A 24953-nucleotide genomic window follows, 5' to 3' on the forward strand; every position below is an offset into this window, starting at 1 on the left:
TCATGAAAAAAATAATTTCAATTTTATTGATAGTTTTATTTACACTTTCTGCATTTGCAGTCAGCTATAAAAACAATACATATCAGAAACTTGCAGATGAATATACAAAAAAAGCCGAAAATGCGCTCGATGCAGGGCAGTATGACGATGCTGTTGAATACTCAAAAAAAGCAGAAGAAAATGCCGAACTCTCTCGTGCGTATATCCAGATGATGATTGCTCGCGGAGATGCGGAAAAGACAATCAAACTTGCAAAGAATGAACTCGCTCGTGCAGAATCTGTTGATGCGGCAAACACATTCCCGATGGCATACACTTCTGCTAAAGAAAATCTTACAAATGCAGAAAACTCTTTTGCTGGAGAAGATTATCCGAAAGCACTTGAATATGCAAAAAAATGTTTGAGCGATTTGGACGGAATCAGAGAAGTTACTCCACTTCCTGAATTTTATATTGTGAAACCGTGGGCAGAGACAAAAGACTGTTACTGGAATATTTCAGGACGTCCTTATGTTTACAACAATCCTCTTCTTTGGGAAAATCTCTATCAGGCAAATAAATCAAAGATGCCTAAACCTGAAGATCCTAACCTTATCCACCCTGGTATGAAGATGCAGATTCCAAGTATCACAGGTGAATATCGTAAAGGTACATACGATCCTAAAAAAGAATACACTCCTTACGGTGAGTAAAATACATAGACATTGCGGTTCCCATCAATGCGTGTGGGAACTGCGGTGTCCCCATTCCTTCTAAAACTTCCATTTTTGTCATTTCTATACAGTTGATCAATTCGTCATCATCTAAGTTCTGTTTCCCATCTTTAACAAGCTCTTCTGCAAGGTAAAAATGTACGTGATTGCTGAATATTGCAGGGTTAGGATTGCAGCTGCCTAGTTTTATCAATTTTCCAGCTTTATAACCTGTTTCTTCTTTTAACTCTCGTCTGGCAGCCGTTTCCGGAGATTCTCCTTTGTCAACTACTCCGCCGGGAAATTCTATGCTTAAGCCATTCTCTCCGTGCCGAAACTGTTTAACCATCAGAAATTTTTTATCTGTTTCAGGAATTATGATAACCCAATCAGGCGCATCTAGCACGACGTAGTCTCCTTCAATTCCTGTGTAAGATGTATTGTGCCGTTTTGTTACATTGCAGACTGCTGTTTTGAACACTACTTCAGATTTTCCTTCGGTCCACTTTAGCTTTTCATCTTGTTTTGTAAAGTAATTTTTCATTATCTTGCATCCTATTTTTTTGACATATTGCCAATCTGGTTTTATTATAAATATGAAAGTATAAAATATTATATAAGTGAGGTGAATTTATGGCAATCATTACAATCTCAAGGCAGGTTGGCGCACTGGGTGACGAAGTTTCTTCAGAATTGGCAAGGCGACTCGGATATAAGTTCATCGCACGTGAAGAAATAGAAAAACGGATAGTAGAGCTCGGATTTAAAGAAAGTAAACTTCCAAAGTATGATGAACGCAAACCTGGTTTTTTTGCATCATTGGCAAAAGACCGCGATGAATATTTAAATTATACACAATACGCAATTTTGGAAGCGGCGCAAAATAAAAATGTAATAATCATTGGGCGCGGTGCATTTGTTGTATTGCAAGATGTCCCGAACAATATTTCTGTTCGCTTGATTTCCGATGATGAAACAAGGATAAAAAGATTGATGGCTGAACACAATTGGGACGAAAAACAGGCTGTTCAGCGAATAAAAGAAAGCGACGCAAACCGTGCAGGATTTCATTCAAGTTTTTACAATGTCGATATCGATGATGCCGCTTTCTATCACACTGTTATCAATACAAGCAAACTCGATTTGAAACTCACTGTTTCTTTGATTGCAAATCTTGTAGAAAGCAAAGTGACTGTAAAACAAGAAGAAGATGGAAATAAAGTTATAGACGAGCTTTTGAAGGCGCAGGGAGTTGTAAACAAACTTTCGATGGAGCTCCATTTAAATATTGAGTTTATGCATGCTTCAATTCATGAAAACACACTTGTTCTGCATGGAGTTTCCGACTCGCCGACAACTGTTGAACAGGCTCTTCAATATATTAGAAAAGAGATGCCAGGTTTTGAGGTAAAATCTGCGGTTAGCATTGTTCATGATTTTAAAACATTTCAATAAAGCAGCTAGAGAGTATTTAAGCTTAGACTTTTTTTTTTGATGGAGTTCACTCCGCTATTGCGAGTTTTCTGCTTTTGTATATTTTCAATGTTTTAGTTTTGGTTGACATTTCCTGACGAAATATAGATAATTTACCTATGAAATTATCAAATAAATTTACTTTTGTCCGAGTCTTTTTTGCTCCGGTTTTCTTTGTCCTTTATTTTTTACCGATATGGACAGGAAAATTTGCTGTATTATCGCTTGCTGTAGCGATCCCTTGTTTGATTTTTTCTGAGTTTACCGATTACCTTGACGGATATTACGCAAGAAAGCACAACGAAGTCAGCGATTTTGGAAAAATTTTTGATCCATTTGCTGATGTTGTTCTCCATTTAACTTCTTTTGCATGCCTTATGTTTTCTTACAACGGAAATATCCATTATATGCCGATTTATATTTTTATCTTAATCATGCTTCGTGAATATAGTCAGATTTTCTTACGAATGACGTGTGTTCAAAAAGGCACTGTGATTGCAGCTCGAAAAGGTGGAAAAATCAAAACTGTGATGTACATCACCGCTGAATTTTATGCAGTTTTCCTCGAATTGCTAGTCCGCCTTGACGCAATTCCTGCTTACTTTGGAACACTTAAGTCTATCTCTTTTGTCTTGTTTGTTGTTTGCCTGATAATGAGTTATGTTTCATTTGTAGATTACCTTATTCATTTCGGTAAAATTTTGAAACAGTAAGTTATATTGAGTCTTATTTAAACACTGCCTGCACCATTTTCTTTATGTCGTCAATTTGTGTGGTGCAGTTATCGTCTTCCGGTGCAATTATAGTTGTAAACCCGAGATTTTCCGCAGCTTTAATCCGCTGTCTTGCTTTTGCAACAGGACGTATTTCTCCGGCTAAGCTCAATTCGCCAAAAACTGCTGTATTTTTTTTAAGAGGAATATCGGTTCTTGCCGAATAAAGAGCAGCTGCCAACGCTGCGTCAATAGAACTTTCAGTAAGTTTGATTCCACCGGCAACGTTTACATATAAATCCTGATCGGAAAAACTCAATCCGCATCTTTTTTCAATCACGGCAGCGATCCTTGCAACTCTTCCTGAATCTATTTTTTCGCTGTAAATTCGTGAAATGCTTGCTTTTGCAGGAACTGTAAGAGCTTGAATTTCAACTAAGAAAACTCTGGTGCCTTCAAAAACAGGAGTGCATGCAACACCGGCAGGTTGTGTGTCTTTTCTTTTTGTGAGAAACAAAGATGTTGGGTCGAGGATAGGGATAAGTCCTTTTTCTGTCATGCTGAAAATTCCGATTTCGTCTATTGAGCCGAAACGGTTTTTCTGTGCGTGCAAAAATCTTATATCATCGTTGTTGCGCTCAAAAGAGATAACAGTATCAACTATGTGTTCAAGAGATTTTGGACCTGCAATCGCTCCTTCTTTTGTGACATGTGCCGTCATGATTAAAACGGAATCTCGTTCTTTCACCCACGATATAAATTCATTTGCGCAGTATTTTAACTGGTTTACAGTTCCGGGAATTATCCCTGCTTCTGCAGAATAAATTGTCTGAATTGAATCTATTATTACAAAAATCGGATTTAGAGAATCTAGTGCGTCGAGCGAATCTTCAAGACGCGATGTGCACAAGAGCTGAATATTTGAACACTCTAAGCCGAGCCTCTCTGTCCGTTCTTTTATTTGCGTTGCCGATTCTTCTCCGCTTATGTATAAAACTTTTTCATCTTGACTGCAATTTTTAGCTATCTGAGCAATTGTTTGCAATAAAAGTGTTGACTTTCCAATTCCGGGTTCTCCGCCAAGCAAAATCGCTGAGCGTTTTGTTGCGCCTCCGCCAAGCACCCTGTCAAATTCTGCAATTCCTGTTGTTAATCTCGAGCTTTCTTTTGAAGGAATTATTTCTAGGCTGATAGGTTTTTGTTTTATCTGTTTGTTTGAGGCTTTCCCTGTTGATGTGATTTTAGTGTTGTCAATTATGATTTCTTCAAGAGAATTCCATTCGCCGCATTCAGGACACCGTCCGAGCCATCGCGGCTGTGAATATCCGCAGTTTGAACATTTGTACATTATTGAACCATTTTTCTTTGCCAACTTTTTCTCCTGAATTATTGACATTCGGATTGTGTATCATTATATTATAGGAAGCTTGTAAACAAGCTGATAAACTCTCTCCGATGTCCAGCAACGCTGGACGGCAAGGTTTTCTTTTGGTTTTACTGTCTGGAAACCTTGCTTTTTTTTTACCCTTGTGTCACAACAGATTTTGCTTCTACGGATTTTGTTATCCAAGTGTTACCACCGATTGTCGAGCCTCTACCGATTGTCGTTTCTCCGCCGAGTATTGTCGCATTTGCGTAAATTGTAACATCGTCTTCAATAGTTGGGTGGCGTTTTTTGTTCTGAAGATTTTTTTTCACACTCAATGCGCCGAGAGTCACTCCTTGGTAAATCTTTACATTGTTTCCAATTAGACAAGTTTCACCGATTACAACACCTGTCCCGTGATCGATAAAAAAAGACTCGCCGATTATGGCTCCCGGATGGATATCGATTCCGGTTTTGCCATGTACATGTTCCGACATGATTCTCGGAATGATTGGGACTCCGTTTTCGTAAAGAAAATGCGCAATCCTGTAGACTAAGATAGCTTCAACTCCCGGATACGAAAGGACTACTTCTTCGTTGCTGTGGGCTGCCGGGTCGCCGTTATATGCGGCAATCGTGTCAAGCTGAACTTTCCGCCTGATTTCGGGGATTTCTTCAACAAGTGCAATAGAGGTTTTTTCTGCGAGCTTGAAGCAATGCGACTGGGTTATATCGCCACTGGGATTTTCTTTTATCCGAATAGATGTATAGATGAGAGATTTTTGAATTTCTTTTGTGAGGTTTGCGATGATATTGTTGACTTTCTGCCCTGTTACGTACCTTATGTTGACTGAATCGATATTTTCTGCAGAGCGAAATCCCGGAAAAATCAAAGATTGAAGGTCGGAAAGCACTGCAACAACGTTTTGTCTGTTTGGGAAATCTTCGGTATTGTTGCGGTTGATAAGACCGTAACGATCGTAAGAGTCTAAAATTCCATCGATTAGCATATCTATATTCATAAAAACCTCTTTCTTTCTAGTTGCAATATACGAACCAGCGTATCCCAATAGATATAGGCTGCCCAGTTGCCAACATGCAAATCATCATACACAGTCGGTCTGCAAGTGTATAAAGCTACTTTATCAGGCGACAGCGGAGTAAAATCATCAAGCCGACGCGTCAGAGCATTGTGAAGTCGTATCATTAGTTATATTTTAAGTCAAAAATGAGTTTTTTTGAAGAGCGCTATTTATTCTAACCATTGTTTAAGCACTACTGCCTGGTTACATTTCACATCCTTAGCACTATACAATAGCGTAACGATTGGATGATTAGACCAGTTATCTTTCGTCTTGATAGCGGCAGGATTTTCATCTAATTCTTTTGTATAACGTTCTGAAAATTCTATAAATTTTTCTGGGTCATGATTAAACCATTGGCGCAGCTCATTGGTCGGCGCGATTTCTTTAGCCCACTCGTCTAGCGCTGTTCGTTTTTTACTGATACCGCGCGGCCATAATCGATCAACTAGCACGCGGTAGCCATCATCTGATGTTGGCGATTCGTAAATTCGTTTAATTTTATAGACTGTCATGACAGTACCTCATATTGGTCATATAATATCACACATAAAATATAATATAAACGATTTGTGCGCAAATAAAAAGTTTATAATTTGTAAATAAATGTTGAATAATTTTGTGAAATTCTTAATTGAATTTATTGACTAAAACCCTACTATGAATTATAGTCTTAGAACGCACGTTTTCTATGAATTTGTGTAGAGAGCTGCACTTGCCCCTGTAGCTCAGTTGGTAGAGCACCACATCGGTAATGTGGAGGTCTGCAGTTCGATTCTGCACATGGGCTTAAGAAAACAATTGAATATGCTTGAAGTGATTGTATTTAGGAGATAAATATGGGAAGCAAGAAAAAGGGTGCTGTTGAAATTATTGCATTGCAGTGTACGGAATGTAAGAGAAAAAATTACACAACTTACAAAAACCGCAAGAATATCACGGGAAAACTCGAGAAAAATAAGTACTGTCCATTCTGCAAAAAAAGCATTCTTCACAAAGAAACAAAAGCAAAATAAGCTTGTGATATAGGTATTTGATTATCTGAATTTTTTAGATAATTTTATATATAGGGCAGTAGTTCAGCTGGTAGAGCAGCGGTCTCCAAAACCGCCTGTCGTGGGTTCAAATCCTGCCTGCCCTGTTTTATTAAAATAAGGAAAGATGTTATGGCAAAAGTAGTTCAGTTTATTAAAGAAAGCAGAGCAGAATTGAAGAAGGTTGTGTGGCCGACAAAAGAAGATGTCATATCTTCAATTAAAGTTGTCATTGTTTCTACAATTGTTGTTGCTTTAGTTCTTGGGCTGCTTGATCTTGGCTTTACTAAATTGTTCCAACTTATGATGAAATAAGGACGGAAATATCAATGTCTAGAAACTGGTATATCCTTCATACATACACCGGCTATGAGGGTAAAATCGAACGTACAATTAAATTACTGCTTGAAAAGAATGAAGTTAGTTCAGAAGTTATTCTTGATGTAAAAGTTCCTGTAGAAGAACTTGTTGAAATTAAAGACGGAAAAAAGAAGTCTCGTATGAACAAGTTTCTTCCGGGTTATCTTATGCTTGAGATGGATTTACCGGAATTGGGATGGAAAGATACTGTTGCAAAACTTTTTAAAATTCAGGGAGTTACCGGATTTGTAGGAAGTTTGAGCAGAAATGATCGTCCTATGCCGATTTCAAAAGATGAAGCGATGAATCTTCTTCAGAAATCAGGGGCAATCAAAGGTGAAAAACAGGCTCACGTTCGTCACGCATTCAATGTCGGTGATGTTGTCAAGATTTCGGAAGGACCTTTTGCTAATTTTGATGGTACGGTAAAAGAAATCAACGTTGAAAAAGAAAAGCTCAACGTAGAAGTTCAGATTTTTGGACGTCCTACTCCAGTAGAAGTGAGTTTCTTGCAGGCTGAAAAAGTCGCAAAATAACTTACATTGATCTTTGCAAATTCAGGGGTTTGTATCCCAAATGCAAACCGCAAAATCCTGTTTTTGGGAGAGTTGCAAGTCCGTTGGACATAGGCATCTCGTTAGTATGATATCTTTTTAGATCCATACACACCAATATTGGGAGAAATAAAATGGCTACAAAAAAAGTAACAGCTGTGATTAAATTGCAGTGTCCTGCGGGAGCGGCTACTCCGGCTCCTCCAATTGGCCCTGCTCTCGGACCTCACGGCGTGTCTGCTCCGAAATTTGTACAGGAATTTAACGACCGTACAAAATCTATGGAGAAAGGTCTCATTATTCCTGTAATCATCACTGTTTATCAGGATAAATCTTACACATTCGTTCTAAAAACTCCTCCAGCAGCAGTTCTTATTCGCAAAGCATGTAAAATTCAGAAAGGTTCTGGAAATCCGCTTCGCGATAAAGTTGCTACACTTTCAAAAAAGGATTTGGAAGAGATTGCAAAAACAAAGATGCCTGATATCAACGCGAATGATATTGAAGCAGCAAAGAAAATTATTGCCGGTACTGCACGCAGTATGGGTGTAGAGGTGGAGCAGTAATATGAAACATGGAAAGAAATATAATGCATCAGCTGCAAAATATGATCTTACAAAAAAATATGATGTAGCTTCAGCTTGCAAAATGGTTCAGGACATGAAATATGCAAAGTTCGATGAAACAATCGAATGCCACATTTCACTTCGTCTTGAAAAAAATGCTACTGTGCGCGACACATTGGTATTCCCAAATCAATTCCGCGGTGAAAAGAAAGTTCTCGTATTCTGTAAAGGCGATAAAGTAAAAGAAGCTTTAGATGCAGGCGCTGCATTTGCAGGTGAAGAATATATCGATAAAGTAAAAGACGGCTGGCTTGATTTTGACGTTGCTGTTGCAACTCCTGATATGATGAAAGATGTAGGTCGTCTCGGTATGGTTCTTGGTCGTAAAGGGCTCATGCCTAACCCAAAAACCGGTACTGTAACTCCTAACGTTGCGCAGGCAGTTGCGGAACTTAAAAAAGGTCGTACTGAATTCCGTGCGGATAAATCAGGTATTGTACACATTGCAGTTGGAAAATGTTCTATGGATTCGGAAAAAGTTGTAGAAAACGTAAATACTCTTCTTTCTGAAATCAGCAAGAGAAAACCTGTTGGAACAGCAAATTTCGTTTCATCTGTATCTGTGAGTTCATCTATGGGACCCGGCGTTTGGGTTGATTATAAGGAAGGTGAGTAATGGCAGTAAGAGCAAAAAAAATTCAGCCTGCTAAGGCTCAGGCTATCGAAGAAGCAAAAAAGATATTTGCTGATTACAGTGATTTTATTTTTGCTGACTATCGCGGTCTTACAGTAGAGCAGATTTCAGCTCTTCGTGATAAACTCCGTGAAAAGAATGCAGTTCTTAAAGTTGTAAAAAACAACTTTGCGCGTATCGCTTTTGAAGATATGAAAGTTGAAAACGTTGCTGATTATCTAAAAGGTCCTACAGTTGTTGCAATGGCTAAAGAAGATTCAAACGAAGTTGCAAAGATTCTTTTTGATTTCGCAAAAGATGTTCCGGCTCTCAGTGTAAAAGGCGGTAGCATTGCAAACGAAATCTATGATGTTGCAAAGATTACTGCTTATTCAAAAGTTCCTGGAAAGAAACAGCTTTATGCTATGTTGATGTCTGCAATGAACGGTCCTGTTCAGAAACTTGCAGCTACATTGCAGGCGTACGCAGACAGCAAAAAGTAATAGCAGCGGTAATTATAACCTCTGTTGTTCAAAAACGGCAAAAATTTGCCTTATACAAGGTCAGTCTTCATCGCTGTCGTCTGTCCTTGTTAAATGCGGAAAATGCTCAGTTGAGAAAAAATCCGCAGCCACTCATATAGTGGAATATTTTTTTTATGTGGAGAAGACAATATGGCAGCTCTCACAAATGATCAGATTTTAGAAGCAATCGCTTCAATGTCAGTTCTTGAAGTTTCAGAACTCGTAAAAGCAATGGAAGAAAAGTTCGGTGTTACAGCAGCAGTTGCAGTAGCAGCAGGTCCGGCAGCAGCTGGAGCAGAAGCTGGTGGCGAAGAACAGACCGAATTTACAGTTACACTCGAATCATTCGATGCAGCTAAAAAGATTCCTGTTATCAAAGTTGTACGCGAAATCACAGGTCTTGGACTTGGAGAAGCAAAAGCTTTGGTTGAAGGTGCACCAAAAACTCTTAAAGAAGGCGTAAGCAAAGCTGATGCTGACGAAATCATTAAGAAGGTAACAGAAGCTGGTGCTAAAGCTTCAAGAAAATAATTAGTTTTTGAGCAATCAAAACTATATATCTAACAGGGGATGACCGAAATTTTCAAAAAGGTTTCGGATATCCCCTTTAGTCGTATAAAGCGCTGTTTATTAAATCTCCAAAGTGAGATAAAAATCGTTTTTTTCTGTGCTGTGCGGAGTTTCCTGCATGTAGCAGATATAAAATGAATTTACAGATCAGGGGGATGGAATGTTCGCAAAAACTCGAACAATCAACCGTCAGTACATCGGTAAAGACATCCAACAAGCAATGGATGTCCCTAATCTTATTTCAATCCAGACATCATCGTATGAGAGTTTTCTTCAGAGTGAAACTTTAAAAAAAGGCGAAAAGCCTCTCGACCAAGGACTTCAGAATGTTTTTAACTCTACTTTTCCAATTGAAAGTCCTAATGGCGATATGCTGCTGGAATATGAATTCTATGAGTTAGATTGGGAAAATCAAAAATTCTCAGAATTTGAATGCAAGCAAAAAGGACTTACATATTCTGTGCCTTTAAAAGCACGTATTAATTTGAACTTTCTTCAGACTGGAGCAATTCTCCAGAAAGATATTTATATGGGCGATATTCCGCTTATGACAGATCGCGGTACTTTTGTTATCAACGGAGCGGAACGCGTTGTTGTTTCTCAGATTCACCGTTCACCGGGAGTTATTTTCTGTCACGATAAAGGTGTTTATTCATCTCGCATAATCCCTTACCGCGGTTCATGGCTTGAATTTGAAATAGATCAGAAAAAAGAATTGATTTTTGCAAAAATAGACCGCAAAAAGAAAATTCTTGGAACTGTGTTCTTACGTGCGCTCGGATATTCTACACGTGAAGAAATCATCCGCTGTTTTTACGATGTTGAAGACGTAAAAGTTGAAAAAGGCGATGCGCTTGTAGACAAAGTTCTCTCTTCTGCAGTTATCGTCAAAGGTGAGGACGGCGAAGAAAAACGTTTGTTCAACGCCGGTATTAAGCTTCACCCACACGATATTGATGAACTTGTTGCAAATGATGTTGAAAAAATCAGCGTAATCAAGTTTGATTCACGCAGCGGTTCAAATGTTGATGAGAAAAATACATCTCTCGATTCTCAGATGATAATCAATTGTTTTGAACGCGAAGAAGTAAAATTTGTAAAAGAAGGTTCTATCGATAACGAGCCAACAAAAGAAGATTGTCTTGCGGCAGTTTATGCAATTTTACAGCCTGGAGAACCGATGACTGTCGATCAGGCTGAAAAAGATTTGAATTCGATGTTCTTTTCTGAACGCAGATATGACCTCGGACGCGTTGGTCGCTACAAGCTGAACAAAAAATTTGAATATAAAGATGATGTTAAAGACTTTACTCTTATAAAAGACGATATCATCAACACGATGAAATTCCTCATAAAAGTTTATATTGATGAGGAGCAGATTGACGATATCGACCACCTTGGAAACCGTCGTATTCGTTCTGTAGGTGAATTGATGACAAATCAATTGAAATCAGCTTTTGCTCGCATGGAACGCATAGCGCGCGAACGCATGAGCCTAAAAGAAACAGATACTATGAAACCGCAGGATTTGATTTCTATCAAACCTATCGTCCAGTCGATCAAAGAATTCTTTGGCTCATCTCAGTTGTCTCAATTTATGGATCAGATCAACCCACTTGCAGAGCTTACACACAAACGCCGTCTGAACGCTCTAGGGCCTGGAGGTCTTTCTCGCGATCGTGCAGGGTTTGAAGTTCGTGACGTACACTATTCGCATTACGGCAGAATGTGTCCAATTGAGACTCCTGAAGGTCCAAACATCGGTTTGATTGTTTCTTTGGCTATGTATACGAAAATCAACGATTATGGATTTTTGGAAGCTCCGTATCGCAAAGTTGTAGATGGAAAAGCTACTAACGAAGTTGAATATCTATCTGCGATGGATGAAGATAAATACAATATTGGGCAGGTTGTTGAAGGAATGAAAAACGATGGCTCATTCCCGACAGAAACGATTCCTTGTCGTAACCGAGGTAACTATACTCAGCGTGCTCAAAAAGATATTCAATATATCGACGTTTCTCCACGTCAGGTAATTTCCGTTTCGGCTTCATTGATTCCATTCCTTGAACACGACGATGCTAACCGTGCGTTGATGGGTTGTAACATGCAGCGTCAGGCTGTTCCTCTTTTGTTCCCGGAACCTCCTCATGTAGGTACTGGAATGGAAAGAAAATGTGCATACGATTCAGGCGTCCTTATAAAAGCTAAACGTGATGGCGAAGTTGTATTTGTTTCGAGCACATGCGTAAAAGTTCAGGTCAACGGTTCAAATGAAATCGATGAGTATACATTGCTGAAATATCAGAGGACGAACAACGATACTTGTAACCATCAGAGACCTACAGTTGAAGTTGGCGAAAAGGTAAAAGCCGGCGATGTTCTTGCGGACGGTACAGCTACTTTTAACGGAGAGCTAGCACTCGGACGCAACATCCTCGTTGGATTTGTTCCATGGAACGGTTACAACTATGAAGATGCCGTACTTATTTCACAGCGTGTAGTTCGTGAAGACATGTACACTTCTATTCATATCAAAGAATTCCAGATTGAAATTCGTGAAACAAAACTCGGCCCGGAACGGATTACTCGTGATATTCCTAACACTGCCGAAAAGGCTCTCGCAAACCTCGATTCTGACGGTATTATCAGAATCGGTGCTAAAGTTCGCTCAGGCGATATTCTTGTCGGTAAAGTCACTCCAAAATCGGAGACGGAAACAACTCCTGAATTCAAACTTTTGAACTCGATTTTCGGTGAAAAAGCAAAAGAAGTTCGCGATTCTTCACTCCGCGTTCCACACGGAATCGAAGGTGTTGTAATCGATATCCAGCAGATGAGCAGGCTCGAAGGCGATGACCTTCTTCCGGGCGTAAACAAAGTTGTCAAAGTAATTATCGCAAACAAGCGAAAACTTCGTGAAGGAGACAAAATGGCTGGACGGCACGGAAATAAAGGTGTCGTTTCAAGAATTCTTCCTATCGAAGATATGCCATACTTGGAAGACGGAACTCCGCTCGATGTCTGCTTGAATCCGCTTGGTGTACCTTCTCGTATGAACATTGGACAAATTCTTGAGTCTGAGCTCGGAATTGCCGGTAAATATTTGAACGAATTCTATGAATCGCCTGTATTCCAATCGCCTTCTCAGAAGATGATTGAAGAAAAACTCGACGAAGCAAACAAAGCCGTTGCAGGAACAGGTCTTCATATTTCTAATGATTGTAAACAGATTGTCCACGATGGAAGAACTGGTGAGCCGTTTATCAACCCGATTTTCGTTGGAGTTATCTACTATATGAAATTGCACCACTTGGTTGATGATAAGATGCACGCTCGTTCAACAGGTCCATACTCTCTCGTTACTCAGCAGCCGCTCGGTGGTAAAGCTCAGTTCGGTGGTCAACGACTTGGAGAAATGGAAGTTTGGGCGCTCGAAGCATACGGTGCTGCAAACACATTGCAGGAGATGATGACAATTAAATCGGACGATATGAACGGACGTTCAAAGATTTATGAATCTATTGTCAAAGGCGATCCATCATCTCCAATCGGTGTTCCGGAATCATTCAACGTATTGGTTCAGGAACTTCGCGGTTTAGCTCTTGATTTCACTATTTACGATGCTAAGGGTAAACAGATTGCTCTTACAGAACGCGATCAGGAACTAATTGATAAAACAGCAGCAACTCCAGGCAGTTTTGATAAGGAGGATACAAATGCGTGATGTACAGGATTTTGACAGCTTAAAAATTAAGCTAGCTTCTCCGGAGACTATAAGGGCTTGGTCTTATGGTGAAGTTTTGAAACCTGAAACTATAAATTACAGAACACTTCGTCCTGAAACTGAAGGTCTTTTCAGTGAAAAAATCTTTGGTACAACAAAGGAATGGGAATGTTACTGTGGAAAATTTAAATCTATTCGTTACAAAGGCGTTATTTGTGACCGTTGTGGTGTTGAAGTAACTCATTTCAAAGTTCGCCGTGAACGAACAGGTCATATTGAACTTGCAGCTCCTGTAAGTCATATCTGGTATTATCGTTCCGTTCCAAGCCGCATGGGTCTTTTGCTTGACATGCAGGTTGCACAGCTTCGTTCTGTCCTTTACTACGAAAGGTACGTCGTGATTGAGCCGGGTGACACAGATTTGAAAAAAGGCGAACTGCTTACAGAAGAAAAGTATCAGGATTGTGTTGAACATTATGGAAACTCTTTTGTTGCAGATATGGGTGCTGAGGCAATTAAAACTATGCTTGAACGCCTTGACCTCGATGAACTCGCAAAAGAGCTCCGTGCTAAGATGATTGAAAAAGGCGCAAAATCGGATAAGAGATTGCTTCGCCGTATTGAAATTGTCGAAAATTTCCGAGCATCTGGAAATAAAGTTTCGTGGATGATTCTCGATGTAATTCCGGTAATTCCTCCAGAGCTTCGCCCTATGGTTCAGCTCGACGGTGGTCGTTTTGCGACATCGGATTTGAACGATTTGTACAGACGTGTGATAAACAGAAATAATCGTCTTAAGAGACTTCAGTCGCTTTCTGCTCCTGATATCATAATTCGCAATGAAAAACGCATGCTCCAGGAAGCTGTTGATGCGCTGTTCGACAACACAAAACGTAAGAGAGCCGTAAAAGGAGCTTCTAACCGTCCTCTTAAATCAATTTCTGATTTGCTCAAAGGTAAACAGGGACGTTTCCGATTGAACTTGCTTGGTAAACGTGTTGACTACTCAGGGCGTTCTGTAATTGTTGTTGGACCTGAATTAAAATTGTGGCAGTGCGGTCTTCCTACAAAAATGGCACTCGAATTGTTCAAGCCGTTTTTGATGAAAAAACTCGTCGATAAGGACGTTGTTTGTAACATTAAAAAAGCAAAAATGCTCGTTGAACAGGAATCTCCGGAAGTTTATGCGATCCTTGACGAGGTTGTACGAGAGCATCCTGTTATGTTAAACCGAGCGCCAACTCTTCACCGACTTGGTATTCAGGCTTTTGAACCGGTTTTGGTAGAAGGTAAAGCTCTTAAGCTTCATCCTCTTGCTTGTAAAGCGTTTAACGCCGACTTTGATGGTGACCAGATGGCTATCCACGTTCCTCTTACACAGGCTGCACAGATGGAATGTTGGACATTGATGCTTTCTGCACGTAACTTGCTTGACCCTGCTAACGGAAAGACAATCGTCGCTCCTTCTCAGGATATGGTACTTGGTATTTACTATATGACTGCCATTAAGCCGAATGCTAAAGGAACCGGAAAACGTTTTTCTACTCCTGAAGAAGTGCGAATGGCAGCTGAAGTCGGCGCAATTGAATGGCAGGCGCTCATAAAAGTTCCTGCTCCTAAAGATTCGTTCGACGCATCTTCTCTTAAAGTTAAAGGTGACGAAGGTTTTGTTCAGGGGACTCAGACTCCATTCAAAAAAGGAGATTTGATTGAAACTTCTGCCGGACGTCTTGCATTCAACGAAGCAATGCCTGATGAAATTGAATATGTAAACCGCCAGATGTTCGATAAATCTCTAAAAAAGATGATAGAACATGTTTATCATACGAAAGGTTCTTGGCTTACAATCAGGATGCATGACGCAATCAAAGATGTCGGTTACAAAAGCGCAACATTCTACGGTGCAACGCTTTGTATGAAAGATATCCTCGTGCCTGAAGCTAAGACTGAAATCATGAAAAAGGCTAACAAAGAAGCTGAAGATTACATCGCTCAGTATGAAAAAGGTGTCATCACCGGTGAAGAACGATATCAGAAAGTTACAAACCTTTGGGCTCGTACAAATGATAACTTGACTAAGATAATGATGGATAACCTTGAAAAAGATAAGCATGGATTCAATACAATCTACATGATGGCAAAATCAGGTGCCCGCGGTTCTCGCGGACAGATTTCGCAGCTTGCCGCAATGCGCGGTTTGATGACTAAGCCTAACGGAGATATCATCGAACTTCCTATTAAATCAAATTTCTACGAAGGGCTTTCGGTTATAGAATACTTTATTTCAACAAACGCATCTCGTAAAGGTCTTTCTGATACCGCTTTAAAGACAGCCGATGCAGGTTACATGACCCGCCGTCTCGTCGACGTTGCTCAGGATGTCGTTGTCAATGAAGAAGATTGTAAGACAATCAACGGTATCGATTACTCTGCTATAAAAGAGGGCGATGAAGTAAAAGTTCCTCTTAGAGAAAGAATTGAAGGTCATTACACAATCGAACGTGTTGTCAATCCAAAAGGTGAATTGATTTGCGATGTAAACCAGTATATCGACGAAGAAATGGCTAAGAAGATTGAGGATGCCGGTGTTGAAAAAGTAAAACTCAGGACTGTACTCACTTGTGAAGCTAAACACGGAATCTGTGTAAAATGCTACGGTAAAAACCTTGCAAGAAATAAAATTGTTGAAATCGGTGAGGCTGTAGGTATTATTGCAGCTCAATCAATCGGTCAGCCTGGTACTCAGTTGACACTTAGAACGTTCCACTCAGGTGGTGCTGCCGAAATGTCTACAGACGACAACAAAATTGTCCTCAAGTTCGATGCATTCATCAAGAGCGTCGAAGGAACTCATGTTGAAAAAGATGGAAAATGGCTGTTTACACGAAAAGGAAGCATGACAGTAATCCGTATTCTAGACAAAATCAACATTGAAAAAGATGATAAAGTTCTTGTAGAAGACGGAACAAGCCTCATGCGCGGCGATGTTATCATGACTCACAAAGGCAAAAGCGTTGTGTCAGGATATATCGGACGAGTAAAAATCGACGGCGACATAATCTATATAATCAGCAAAGACCAGAAGATTGAAATTTCAAACGGTTCTTCAATTTTTGCAAAGGCTGGAAGCATTGTAAAAAAAGGCGAAACAATCGGTGAGTTTGAACAGTTTATTGAACCGATCATTGCCGAAAGCGACGGTTATATTCATTATGAAGACGTAATTCTCGGCTCTACGCTTGAAGAAAAAGTCGACATTCAAACAGGAAAATCGGAACTATATATCACAGATTTGCATCTTGATATAAAGCAGCCACGCATCGTGATTACAGATGAAGCGGGAAACCCTCAAGGTAACTACTTCTTGCCAGCAGGGGCAATCATCCTTGTTCATGACAAAGCTCCTGTAAAAGCCGGAGATATGATTGCTAAAATGAACAAAGAGGCACAGAAATCTCAGGATATTACAGGTGGTCTTCCTCGTGTATCTGAATTGTTCGAAGCTCGCAAACCGAAAAATCCTTGTGTACTTGCACAGATTTCCGGTACTGTTGAATTTAAGGACGTTCGCAAAGGAAAACGCGTAATCAACGTTACAGATGAATTCGGTAAAAAGTTTGAACACCTTGTTCCTCTTACAAAACGTATGATTGTCCGAGATGGCGATAAAGTTGAAGCTGGAGAGCAGCTGTGTGCAGGTTCTCCAAATCCACAGGATGTACTCGCAATACTCGGTGAAAATGCTTTGCAGAATTACCTGATGGATGAAATTCAGGCTGTATACCGTCAGCAAGGTGTTGATATCAATGATAAGCACATCGGAATTATAGTTCGTCAGATGCTCCGCAAGGTAGAAATCATCGCCGTAGGAGATACAAAATTCATCTTTGGATTGCAGGTTGATAAATATAAGTTCCATGAAGAAAACAACCGTGTAATCGCTGAAGGTGGTCAACCGGCAATCGGTCGTCCGATGTTCCAAGGTATTACAAAGGCTTCTCTAGGAGTTGATTCGTTTATATCTGCTGCATCATTCCAGGAAACAACACGCGTCCTTACAAACGCCGCTATCTCTGGAGCTAAAGATGGTTTGCACGGTATCAAAGAAAATGTTGCAATCGGTCACATGATTCCGGCAGGGACTGGAATTAAAAATTATCGGGGAATAAAGTTGTTCGATGACAGCGACAAAGACCTTGATGTTCAGATGAACGAAATTCTTGAAAAGCGCCGTCTCGAAGCAGAGACAGAATCAAAACTTGAAGAACCTAGTTTTGAAACTGACGACAACGACTGATTTTTTTGCAATGTGAAAAATTGTGCAAAATAGCCGAATAAACTGAAAATCCGCCGGAATTGCACCCGGCGGATTTTTTTATGTATACAACAGATGATTTTCAAAACGGTAAAAACAGTCAGATTTTCATCGTGTTCCCTATAAGACGAATATATACCGAAAATATCATGAGTTGCTGATAAAATATCATAAGTTGTTGACATTTACATCGAATTTAGTTGAATTCATTTTGTGAATTTTATATAATCTTTAAACCTATCCCCATAAAGGGATTTTTATAACTTCCGGGGTGCTGACCGGAAATAACAGGAGAATAGGCGATGCCTACAATTAATCAATTAATTCATCAGGGTCGTAAAACTGCTGCTAACAGGACTAAAGCTCCCGCACTTGATTCTTGTCCGCAGAAACGTGGAGTTTGTACACGTGTTATGACTATGACACCTAAAAAACCAAACTCAGCTCTTCGTAAGATTGCTCGTGTTCGTTTGTCAAATGGTATTGAAGTTACTGCATATATTCCTGGTATTGGACATAACTTGCAGGAACACTCGGTTGTATTAGTACGCGGTGGTCGTGTAAAAGACCTTCCTGGTGTACGCTATCACATTATTCGTGGTACAAAAGATACTCTTGGCGTTGAAGATCGCAAACGCGGTCGTTCAAAATATGGTGCTAAGAAACCAAAGGCTTAATGGAGGACTAAGATGGGAAGACATAAAAAATCAATCGAACGTCCATTGATGCCGGATGTTAAATACAATTCAAAAGTAGTTTCAAAGTTCGTGTGCCGTATGATGTTGGACGGAAAAAAAGATACTTGCACTAAACTTGTTTATCAAGCAATGGATAATCTCAAAGCCAAAACTGAAAAAGATCCTTTAGAGGTGCTTCTCAAGGCTCTTGAAAATGTAAAACCGATGGTTGAAGTAAAATCTCGCCGTGTTGGTGGTGCAACATATCAAGTTCCAATGGAAATCCGCGAGACACGCCGTGAAGCACTTGCTATGCGATGGATTATCGAAGCTGCTCGTTCAAGAAGCGGACACGGTATGGCAGAAACGTTGGCTGCAGAACTCCTTGATGCTTACAATAATACCGGTACAGCATATAAGAAGCGTGAAGATGTTCACAAAATGGCTGAAGCAAACAAAGCTTTTGCTCATTACAGATGGTAGTTTTATAAACTGCGACATCGCGAAATACCGGATAATAAAAGGGCTGATTTATAAGAATGCTTACAAATCGGCTCTTTTTTATTTTAAACATATCAATTAAAATCGAGCCTATGGTTCTAAAGATAATCAATTCTGTAAAAATAATACTCGCCGCGATAATTGCAATTTTAATCGCTCGTCTTTTGAAACTAGATTATGCGATTGCGGCGGGAATTGTTGCGATTCTGTCTGTTCAACCGACAAAAAGAGAAACTCTCAAAACAGGACTCTCGCGTTTTTATGCGTTTGTTATCGCACTCGTCATATCGTATTTCTGCTATCACCTGATTGGGTTTACAACTCTTGCATTTTTTATTTACGTTATACTTTTTATTTTTATCTGTCAGATTTTCGGCTGGCATTCTGCAATGGCAATGGATTCGGTTTTAATATCTCATTTTATTAATTTTGGTCGGATGGGCTTTGCCGAAATAAAAAATGAAATTCTTCTTTTTGTAATCGGGGTTGGTATGGGTGTCATTGCAAATCTCACTCTGCGAAAAAAAGCGAGTTACATTGAACAGCTAAAAACGGAAGCTGATGATTTGATTCGGCAGACACTTTGCGGGATGTCAAAACGCATTTTAGATATAAATTTTGTTGATGATGACGAGAAATGCTTTGAAAAACTCGATGCCGCAATAACAAAGGCAGAGATAATCGCTGCAGAAAACTATAATAATCAGTTTTGTAAAAAAGATGTCTACGATTTGGAATATATTGCGATGCGCAAAGAACAGAAAGAAGTCTTGATTGAAATTTTTAAATGCATTGTCGAATTGAAGACTGTCCCTAAAACTGCAAACCTCGTCTCGGAATTCCTAAAAAAAGTCAGCGTTGAGTACGAAAAAAATAACGATGTTGAAGAACTGCTCAAAGAGTTGCACTCAATTCAGAATATGATGAAAGAAAAGCCTCTGCCGGTCGAACGTTTGGAGTTTGAAGACAGGGCAATTCTGTTTATGATTCTTAAAAGGACTGAAGAATTTCTTGGAATTAAAAATCGGTTTATGAAAAATCTACTCCAACTCTAATTTAAAGCCATTTCTTCCATTGATTATTAATTATTTGTCAGAGACGGTGCAAGTCTTATTACACCAATTATAATTTTCAGAATTATCCGTAGAGTTAATTCAGGAATAACAACTTTCTTATCTTTTTTTTTCTGCGAGATTTGCGGTGAACCACAAATCTTAAAGACTTGTTCATCTTCACGTCTTGTGAAAATAATCAATCCTTGCAATAATTCAAAAATCGTTTATAATTGTCTTAACATAAGAAGGAGAGAGTTATGGGAAGAATTAAATTATTTACAGTCATTTTACTGCCTTTTTTGGTATTCATTAGTTGTTCTCAAAGTATTTTAGATAATACAAAATCCACAAAAAGTGAAATAGAAATAAATGAAGATTCTATTTCCAAGAAATTTTATACAAAAAATTTAACTAAAAATTTTACTTCATTTTTAGAAAATCCCACTGCCATATCCGGCAGAACTGCTGCTGATGGACTGTCTGAAGAATGTCTCTTTGCAGAAATATGGAATGATCTAACAGAAGAAGAACAGAATATGTTATTAGAAAACGCAGCTAATCTTGAGGTATCAAAAGACTCCTTGCTATCAATAAAAAACGATTCACCTGCAAGCCGAGCTGCATTAAATGGCGATACAACAGAGATTGATTCAATAGCTGCTATTTATTCATATAATGAATGGTTAAACGATTATTTTGGAAGTTATATGACTACATTAACGATTGAAGATGAAGAATCAAAAATATCTCATGAAACGATGCCTGCAAATCTTGCAATTGAATATTTATCAAAACTCAAAAAATGGAATGAAATAGAAAATATTTTATTAAATTTAAATTCAGAATTAACAGTTAATGATGTAAAAATAAAATATAATGAAATGATCTCATATTTAGAATTGCCACAGAATACGAATATTTCCAGCAGAGCCTCTATAACTATAGGTTATCAGCAAGAGCCTATAAGAGAACGGGTAGGAGAATCATTAAGTGATGGAACTATTCTTTTAACTTGTTTTAAAAAGAAAGCTTTTCCAATAATAGGTGGTGATTGGGCTCATGCAGGAATTTTTTCAAAAGCTGCTTTTGAAAAAAATGGAAGAAAAGATTTTGGACATTGTGTCTATACAGCACAACCTAATGGATATGATAATTTCCCGGATTTTATGAAACCGGACAGACAAAATCATTGTTGTCTTGACACGATTTGTATGTATTCATATCAAAAGAAGATGGCAACCATGATTCCGAAAAATTACAGTGAGGCTAAAGCCGGTGAAGCTGTAAAATACGCAAAAGAAGCTTTTTATGATCATGAAGATGAAGAATATCATATTCCAATATTTGAATTTTTTAGGGTTGGAGATACAAGTCATGATATGACTGTAAAAAATCCCTATTGCTCTAAAGTTGTTTATAGTGCATGGAATAAAGCTGGGATAAATCTTGATAGTAATAAAACTTGTGGAAATATTATTTCTCCGGATGATATATATGGAAGTGCCTACAATAGATATTTTACCATTACTTTAAAAATATTATGGTGGTCAAAATCATGGACTGTTCAGACTTATAATGCAACTTCCGTAATTCTGACAAATGAGAGACAATAATGAGAAAATATAGAATATTTTTACTTATCACATTGATTGTGATTCCAACGATTTCCTGCTGTTATTTTTCACCGAATTTAAAAAAAGACAGTGAGTTAATTACAGACTTTGAACCATTAGAATGGAGTGATGACTATGTTTTTGGAACTACATTTTATCCACCGCGCATTTCAGCATGGAATTCCTGTGACAATAGGCTGATAAGACATTATGATTTTTTTAAATCAGAAAGTGAAAGCGAGTTATTTAATGGTAATGGCAGGTGGTTAAGAATTGTAACAATGCAGATTATTAAAAAAAGTATCTGGTGTATAACCACTGCCAATCAATGCAGCCTGGTAAAAATTGATATCGAAACCGGTAAAATTACGTTTATAGATTTAAAGAAGAGTTATGAGCAGCTTGAATATATTCCTGAAGCAAATAATGGAAAAGGAGCTGTGCTGGTTGTTCCATATGCTCAATATAAGACAGATTTCCAAATTAAACTCTTTAATTTGGATGGCAGTTTGCTTGCAACTTATAATATTCAGGCTTCAGACTTAGATATTCTTACAGCTACAGGGCAATATAAAAATGGCGCATATTATTTTTGTGCAAGTACACATAAGTATGTAAAAACCGATGAAACATCAGATGGTATTTATAAAATTATTAAATTAGATTTGGAATCATATACAAATGAAGTTATAGTATTAAATACAGAAAAAGTTATTGGTAAAAATTTTATAAAAAATAATTTTCCACAATTATATGACAAAGAGTATCTTACGTCATTTTCTGTAAAAAATAGGAACTCTTTAAGTAATAGTTACATGATTGCCATTGATTTTATAAAAGATGATGTAGGACGTTTTTTATTTGAAACAGATGATTTAGTATCCGGAAATTATATTTATACAGGTTCAAATATTATTTATTCAAATGACAATATAAAAATTTTTCCTCTCAGATATTATAAATACGATAGTCAATATATTATGATTGGTAATTCTGGAGATGATTTATATTCTATTTTTTTTGATAATTCTGTAAAAGAAACGTTCTTCATGCCTAATGCTGGAATTATCTTTATGGATTCAAAAGATGATGCCGTATGGTGTTCTAAGAATGCATACAGCTATTCTAAGGAATTAAAAAAATGGGAGTTTGAAAAAGAAGGTATATATAAAGTAAACTTAAAAAATAAAGATGTGTCTCTTTATTTTAGTGATGGAACATCTATTCCGGTATTGCAAACGCACTGACTTTATATTTTGCATACTGCCGGGAGGCAGTTTTATATACTTGAGTCTTAATTAATCAAAATAGACCTTCTTAATAATATAAAAAATAATTGAGGAGGTCTATTTTAATGCTAAAAAAAAGTGCGCATACTCCATGTAATATGAAAAATTCTGCCGGGAGAAAATTTTAGATTTTCTTCAGGATTCGCAGCCAAAAAGGCGAAACTTTTAGTTTTGTAAGATTATCTCCTGTGAATTCCTCGCTTGTAAGCAAGTCTCTGTATCTGCCTGTCAAATTGTTTGCAATTTCCGCATCTTTATCTTCGCTGTTTATCGCAACTATGATTTCCTTGTTTTCAAGATTTCGCGAATACATAAATTGCTTGTTTTGAACTGCTATCTGACGATAACTTCCAATCTGAAGTTCTGCATTTTCTTTTCTTATTTGTGAAAACTTTTTTATCGTGCCGGAAAGCGCCTTTGAATCTGTCTCTGGGTGGGCATAATCAGGAATATCTGAAAAAGGCGGCAAAGACGGACGCAACTGCTTGTCAGAATGTTCTGTGCGCTTTCCTTTAATTCCGTATTCGCTTCCATAGTAAATTGACGGGATTCCCGGGACTGTAAAAAGCATTCCATAAAGCGGATATAAAAATTCAGGCTGATTTACAGTTGAAGCGATTCTGTTTACATCGTGGTTGTCTAAAAAGTTGTATAAAGATGAATAATTGTATAGACCTCCATCTTTTACATCTCCAAATTCGCGGTTCAGGTTATATGCAACTTCAAAAAAATTGCCGTCATTAAAACTCGACCACATTCCTTTGTAAAGTTGATAATTTGTAACACTGTCGAGGCGATTTTCTTTAGCCCAATCGTTGTAGTCGCCGTGAACAACTTCTCCCATAAGCCAGAAATTTTGATTTATTGATTTGCAGAAATGCGAAAGGTTGTCCAAAAAACTTTTTGAAAGAACGTCAGCAGCGTCGAGCCGAATTCCATCGATTTTGAAATTGTCGATCCAAAATTTTACCGCACCGAATATGTGCTCTTGAACCGCATGATTTTCTACGTTTAATTTTACGAGATCTTTACAGCCCGCCCAGCCATCGTAATCAAAATTGTCTCCATAAGCGCTTCTTCTGCCAAAATGAAGATTTAAATACCAGTCTTTATACGGCGAATTTTCACCGTTTTGTTGGATGTCTTTGAAAGCGAAAAAGTCGCGACCTGTGTGATTGAAAACAGCGTCTAAAACAATTGAAAACCCGAAATCATGCGCTTTTTTACAAAAATCGGCAAATTTTTCGTTGTTTCCAAGTCTTCTGTCTATATTGTAATAATCGACTGTGTCGTATCCGTGTTTTGTCGATTCAAAAACCGGTCCGATATATAAAGCATTTACGCCGAGTTCTTTCAATCGAGGAAGCTCTCCTGAAAGTTTTTCAAAGCCGTTGCCGGCAGGGCAAGAAAAGTCGTTGTGTTCAGGGCAGTTAAAAAGCCCGAGAGGATAGATGTGATAAAAGAATTTATCTGAAAAAATAGTGTTTTTCATTTTTTTTACTCCTATAAAAAATTCGCATATAAATTGATAAGATTTTTACAATATTTTCGCAAAATCTTATCTGCCCACTGATTTTATTAAGAGGCGACGCCGTAAACAAAACTGTGGATAATTTGATATATAGTCTCATCTGTAACTTTGATGCTATTGTTAAGCACGTTTGAGATTACAGATAAAATATTGCCGTGAAAAAGAATGCTGTATAATTTTTCTTTTCCGCGCATATTTCCAAATTCATTTGCTGATAATGTGAAAAAATCTTCAAAAAGCTTTGAGATTTTTCCTAGCACTTCTTTGTAAATTATTTTTGCTTCACTGCCTTCCGGTGAATTTGAAAGGTTTGCGTGAATGCGAAAAAAATCTTTGTTTTTCAATGCAAAATCAATTTCATCTTTCAGCACTTTTGTCGTTGAAAAAATAAAATCGTGTTTGTATTCAAGCGCATTTCTGATCAAGTCAGTAAGCTCACGCCCTTTTGTCTCCGCAATTTTAGAAAAAAGCCCTGATTTGCTTCCAAAATAATAGTAGAGAGTCGGCTTTGTTATTTCAGAAACATCGCAGATTTCCTGAACGCCGATAGCTTCGTATCCTTTTGCAGCAAAAAGACCGATTGCTTTAGTTAAAATAATATTTTCAGTCGATTCATCTTTCATACTTATCATTATATA

The 24953-nt window shown here is 38.2% G+C and carries 24 protein-coding genes and 2 tRNA genes; 19 read left to right on the plus strand and 7 right to left on the minus strand.

Going from position 1 to position 24953, the window contains the following annotated elements; genetic code table 11:
- The first annotated feature begins 2 nt into the window (after positions 1-2).
- A complete protein-coding gene (locus H9I37_RS02120) occupies positions 3-692 on the plus strand; it encodes a LysM peptidoglycan-binding domain-containing protein (RefSeq protein WP_187380844.1) in 690 nt (229 codons plus the stop codon).
- Here H9I37_RS02120 and H9I37_RS02125 read toward each other — a convergent pair.
- Positions 661-1236, minus strand: coding sequence for an NUDIX hydrolase (locus H9I37_RS02125; protein WP_187380845.1), 576 nt, complete (start codon positions 1234-1236; stop codon positions 661-663). The genes H9I37_RS02120 and H9I37_RS02125 overlap by 32 nt on opposite strands.
- 89 nt (positions 1237-1325) lie before the next feature.
- Here H9I37_RS02125 and H9I37_RS02130 point away from each other — a divergent pair, with 89 nt between their 5' ends.
- Together H9I37_RS02130 and pgsA are read left to right on the plus strand one after the other, a co-directional pair.
- Positions 1326-2147: a cytidylate kinase-like family protein gene (locus tag H9I37_RS02130; RefSeq protein WP_187380846.1), complete on the plus strand. Its 822-nt coding sequence runs from the start codon at positions 1326-1328 to the stop codon at positions 2145-2147.
- 137 nt (positions 2148-2284) lie between these two features.
- Entirely contained in the window at positions 2285-2878 is a 594-nt protein-coding gene (gene pgsA / locus H9I37_RS02135) for a CDP-diacylglycerol--glycerol-3-phosphate 3-phosphatidyltransferase (protein WP_187380847.1), read from the plus strand.
- A 13-nt stretch (positions 2879-2891) separates the two neighbouring features.
- Here pgsA and radA read toward each other — a convergent pair whose 3' ends face one another.
- The 4 genes from radA to H9I37_RS02155 form a co-directional block, all read right to left on the minus strand.
- Positions 2892-4226 carry a DNA repair protein RadA gene (gene radA, locus H9I37_RS02140; protein WP_370586910.1) on the minus strand — a complete coding sequence of 445 codons (1335 nt, stop codon included), beginning with the start codon at positions 4224-4226 and terminating at the stop codon, positions 2892-2894.
- 173 nt (positions 4227-4399) lie between these two features.
- A complete protein-coding gene (epsC, locus tag H9I37_RS02145; protein ID WP_187380849.1) occupies positions 4400-5266 on the minus strand; it encodes a serine O-acetyltransferase EpsC in 867 nt (288 codons plus the stop codon).
- Complete coding sequence (locus H9I37_RS02150; RefSeq protein WP_187380850.1) at positions 5263-5451, minus strand: hypothetical protein; 189 nt, start codon at positions 5449-5451, stop codon at positions 5263-5265. The genes epsC and H9I37_RS02150 overlap by 4 nt, the downstream gene beginning before the upstream one ends.
- Before the next feature lie 45 nt (positions 5452-5496).
- The gene (locus tag H9I37_RS02155; protein ID WP_187380851.1) at positions 5497-5841 is read right to left on the minus strand and encodes a DUF488 domain-containing protein; all 345 of its coding nucleotides are present in this window, start codon (positions 5839-5841) and stop codon (positions 5497-5499) included.
- Positions 5842-6043: 202 nt separating this feature from the next.
- Here H9I37_RS02155 and H9I37_RS02160 point away from each other — a divergent pair.
- The 16 genes from H9I37_RS02160 (at position 6044) to H9I37_RS02235 (ending at position 22742) form a co-directional block, all read left to right on the plus strand.
- Positions 6044-6116 (plus strand) — tRNA-Thr (locus H9I37_RS02160).
- A gap of 49 nt (positions 6117-6165) precedes the next feature.
- Entirely contained in the window at positions 6166-6342 is a 177-nt protein-coding gene (gene rpmG, locus H9I37_RS02165; protein WP_187380852.1) for a 50S ribosomal protein L33, read from the plus strand.
- 52 nt (positions 6343-6394) lie between these two features.
- Positions 6395-6467, plus strand: a tRNA-Trp gene (locus H9I37_RS02170).
- Between the two features lie 25 nt (positions 6468-6492).
- Complete coding sequence (gene secE / locus H9I37_RS02175) at positions 6493-6675, plus strand: preprotein translocase subunit SecE (protein ID WP_187380853.1); 183 nt, start codon at positions 6493-6495, stop codon at positions 6673-6675.
- A 14-nt stretch (positions 6676-6689) separates the two neighbouring features.
- Complete coding sequence (gene nusG / locus H9I37_RS02180) at positions 6690-7256, plus strand: transcription termination/antitermination protein NusG (RefSeq protein ID WP_187380854.1); 567 nt, start codon at positions 6690-6692, stop codon at positions 7254-7256.
- Positions 7257-7408: 152 nt separating this feature from the next.
- Positions 7409-7840 (plus strand): 50S ribosomal protein L11, encoded by a 432-nt coding sequence (rplK, locus tag H9I37_RS02185; protein WP_187380855.1) that lies wholly within the window; start codon positions 7409-7411, stop codon positions 7838-7840.
- Position 7841: 1 nt separating this feature from the next.
- The gene (gene rplA, locus H9I37_RS02190; RefSeq protein ID WP_187380856.1) at positions 7842-8516 is read left to right on the plus strand and encodes a 50S ribosomal protein L1; all 675 of its coding nucleotides are present in this window, start codon (positions 7842-7844) and stop codon (positions 8514-8516) included.
- Positions 8516-9016, plus strand: a complete 501-nt coding sequence (gene rplJ / locus H9I37_RS02195) for a 50S ribosomal protein L10 (RefSeq protein WP_187380857.1) — start codon at positions 8516-8518, stop codon at positions 9014-9016. The genes rplA and rplJ overlap by 1 nt, the downstream gene beginning before the upstream one ends.
- A gap of 171 nt (positions 9017-9187) precedes the next feature.
- On the plus strand, positions 9188-9568 hold the full coding sequence (gene rplL, locus H9I37_RS02200) for a 50S ribosomal protein L7/L12 (protein WP_187380858.1): 381 nt from the start codon (positions 9188-9190) through the stop codon (positions 9566-9568).
- A 199-nt stretch (positions 9569-9767) separates the two neighbouring features.
- Complete coding sequence (rpoB, locus tag H9I37_RS02205; protein ID WP_187380859.1) at positions 9768-13334, plus strand: DNA-directed RNA polymerase subunit beta; 3567 nt, start codon at positions 9768-9770, stop codon at positions 13332-13334.
- Entirely contained in the window at positions 13327-17631 is a 4305-nt protein-coding gene (gene rpoC, locus H9I37_RS02210; RefSeq protein WP_187380860.1) for a DNA-directed RNA polymerase subunit beta', read from the plus strand. Before rpoB ends, rpoC begins: the two co-directional genes overlap by 8 nt.
- Before the next feature lie 320 nt (positions 17632-17951).
- Positions 17952-18326 carry a 30S ribosomal protein S12 gene (rpsL, locus tag H9I37_RS02215; protein ID WP_187380861.1) on the plus strand — a complete coding sequence of 125 codons (375 nt, stop codon included), beginning with the start codon at positions 17952-17954 and terminating at the stop codon, positions 18324-18326.
- A 12-nt stretch (positions 18327-18338) separates the two neighbouring features.
- Positions 18339-18809: a 30S ribosomal protein S7 gene (gene rpsG / locus H9I37_RS02220; protein ID WP_187380862.1), complete on the plus strand. Its 471-nt coding sequence runs from the start codon at positions 18339-18341 to the stop codon at positions 18807-18809.
- A 110-nt stretch (positions 18810-18919) separates the two neighbouring features.
- Entirely contained in the window at positions 18920-19882 is a 963-nt protein-coding gene (locus H9I37_RS02225; RefSeq protein WP_187380863.1) for an aromatic acid exporter family protein, read from the plus strand.
- Positions 19883-20139: 257 nt separating this feature from the next.
- Positions 20140-21495, plus strand: a complete 1356-nt coding sequence (locus tag H9I37_RS02230; protein WP_187380864.1) for a hypothetical protein — start codon at positions 20140-20142, stop codon at positions 21493-21495.
- Positions 21495-22742, plus strand: a complete 1248-nt coding sequence (locus tag H9I37_RS02235) for a hypothetical protein (protein ID WP_187380865.1) — start codon at positions 21495-21497, stop codon at positions 22740-22742. The genes H9I37_RS02230 and H9I37_RS02235 overlap by 1 nt, the downstream gene beginning before the upstream one ends.
- 166 nt (positions 22743-22908) lie before the next feature.
- Here H9I37_RS02235 and H9I37_RS02240 read toward each other — a convergent pair whose 3' ends face one another.
- Positions 22909-24276, minus strand: a complete 1368-nt coding sequence (locus H9I37_RS02240) for an alpha-amylase family glycosyl hydrolase (protein WP_187380866.1) — start codon at positions 24274-24276, stop codon at positions 22909-22911.
- 86 nt (positions 24277-24362) lie between these two features.
- Positions 24363-24938 carry a TetR/AcrR family transcriptional regulator gene (locus H9I37_RS02245; RefSeq protein WP_255422460.1) on the minus strand — a complete coding sequence of 192 codons (576 nt, stop codon included), beginning with the start codon at positions 24936-24938 and terminating at the stop codon, positions 24363-24365.
- Between the last annotated feature and the right edge of the window lie 15 nt (positions 24939-24953).

Source organism: Treponema sp. Marseille-Q3903, assembly GCF_014334335.1.
In the GTDB taxonomy this organism is placed as follows: Bacteria; Spirochaetota; Spirochaetia; order Treponematales; family Treponemataceae; genus Treponema_D.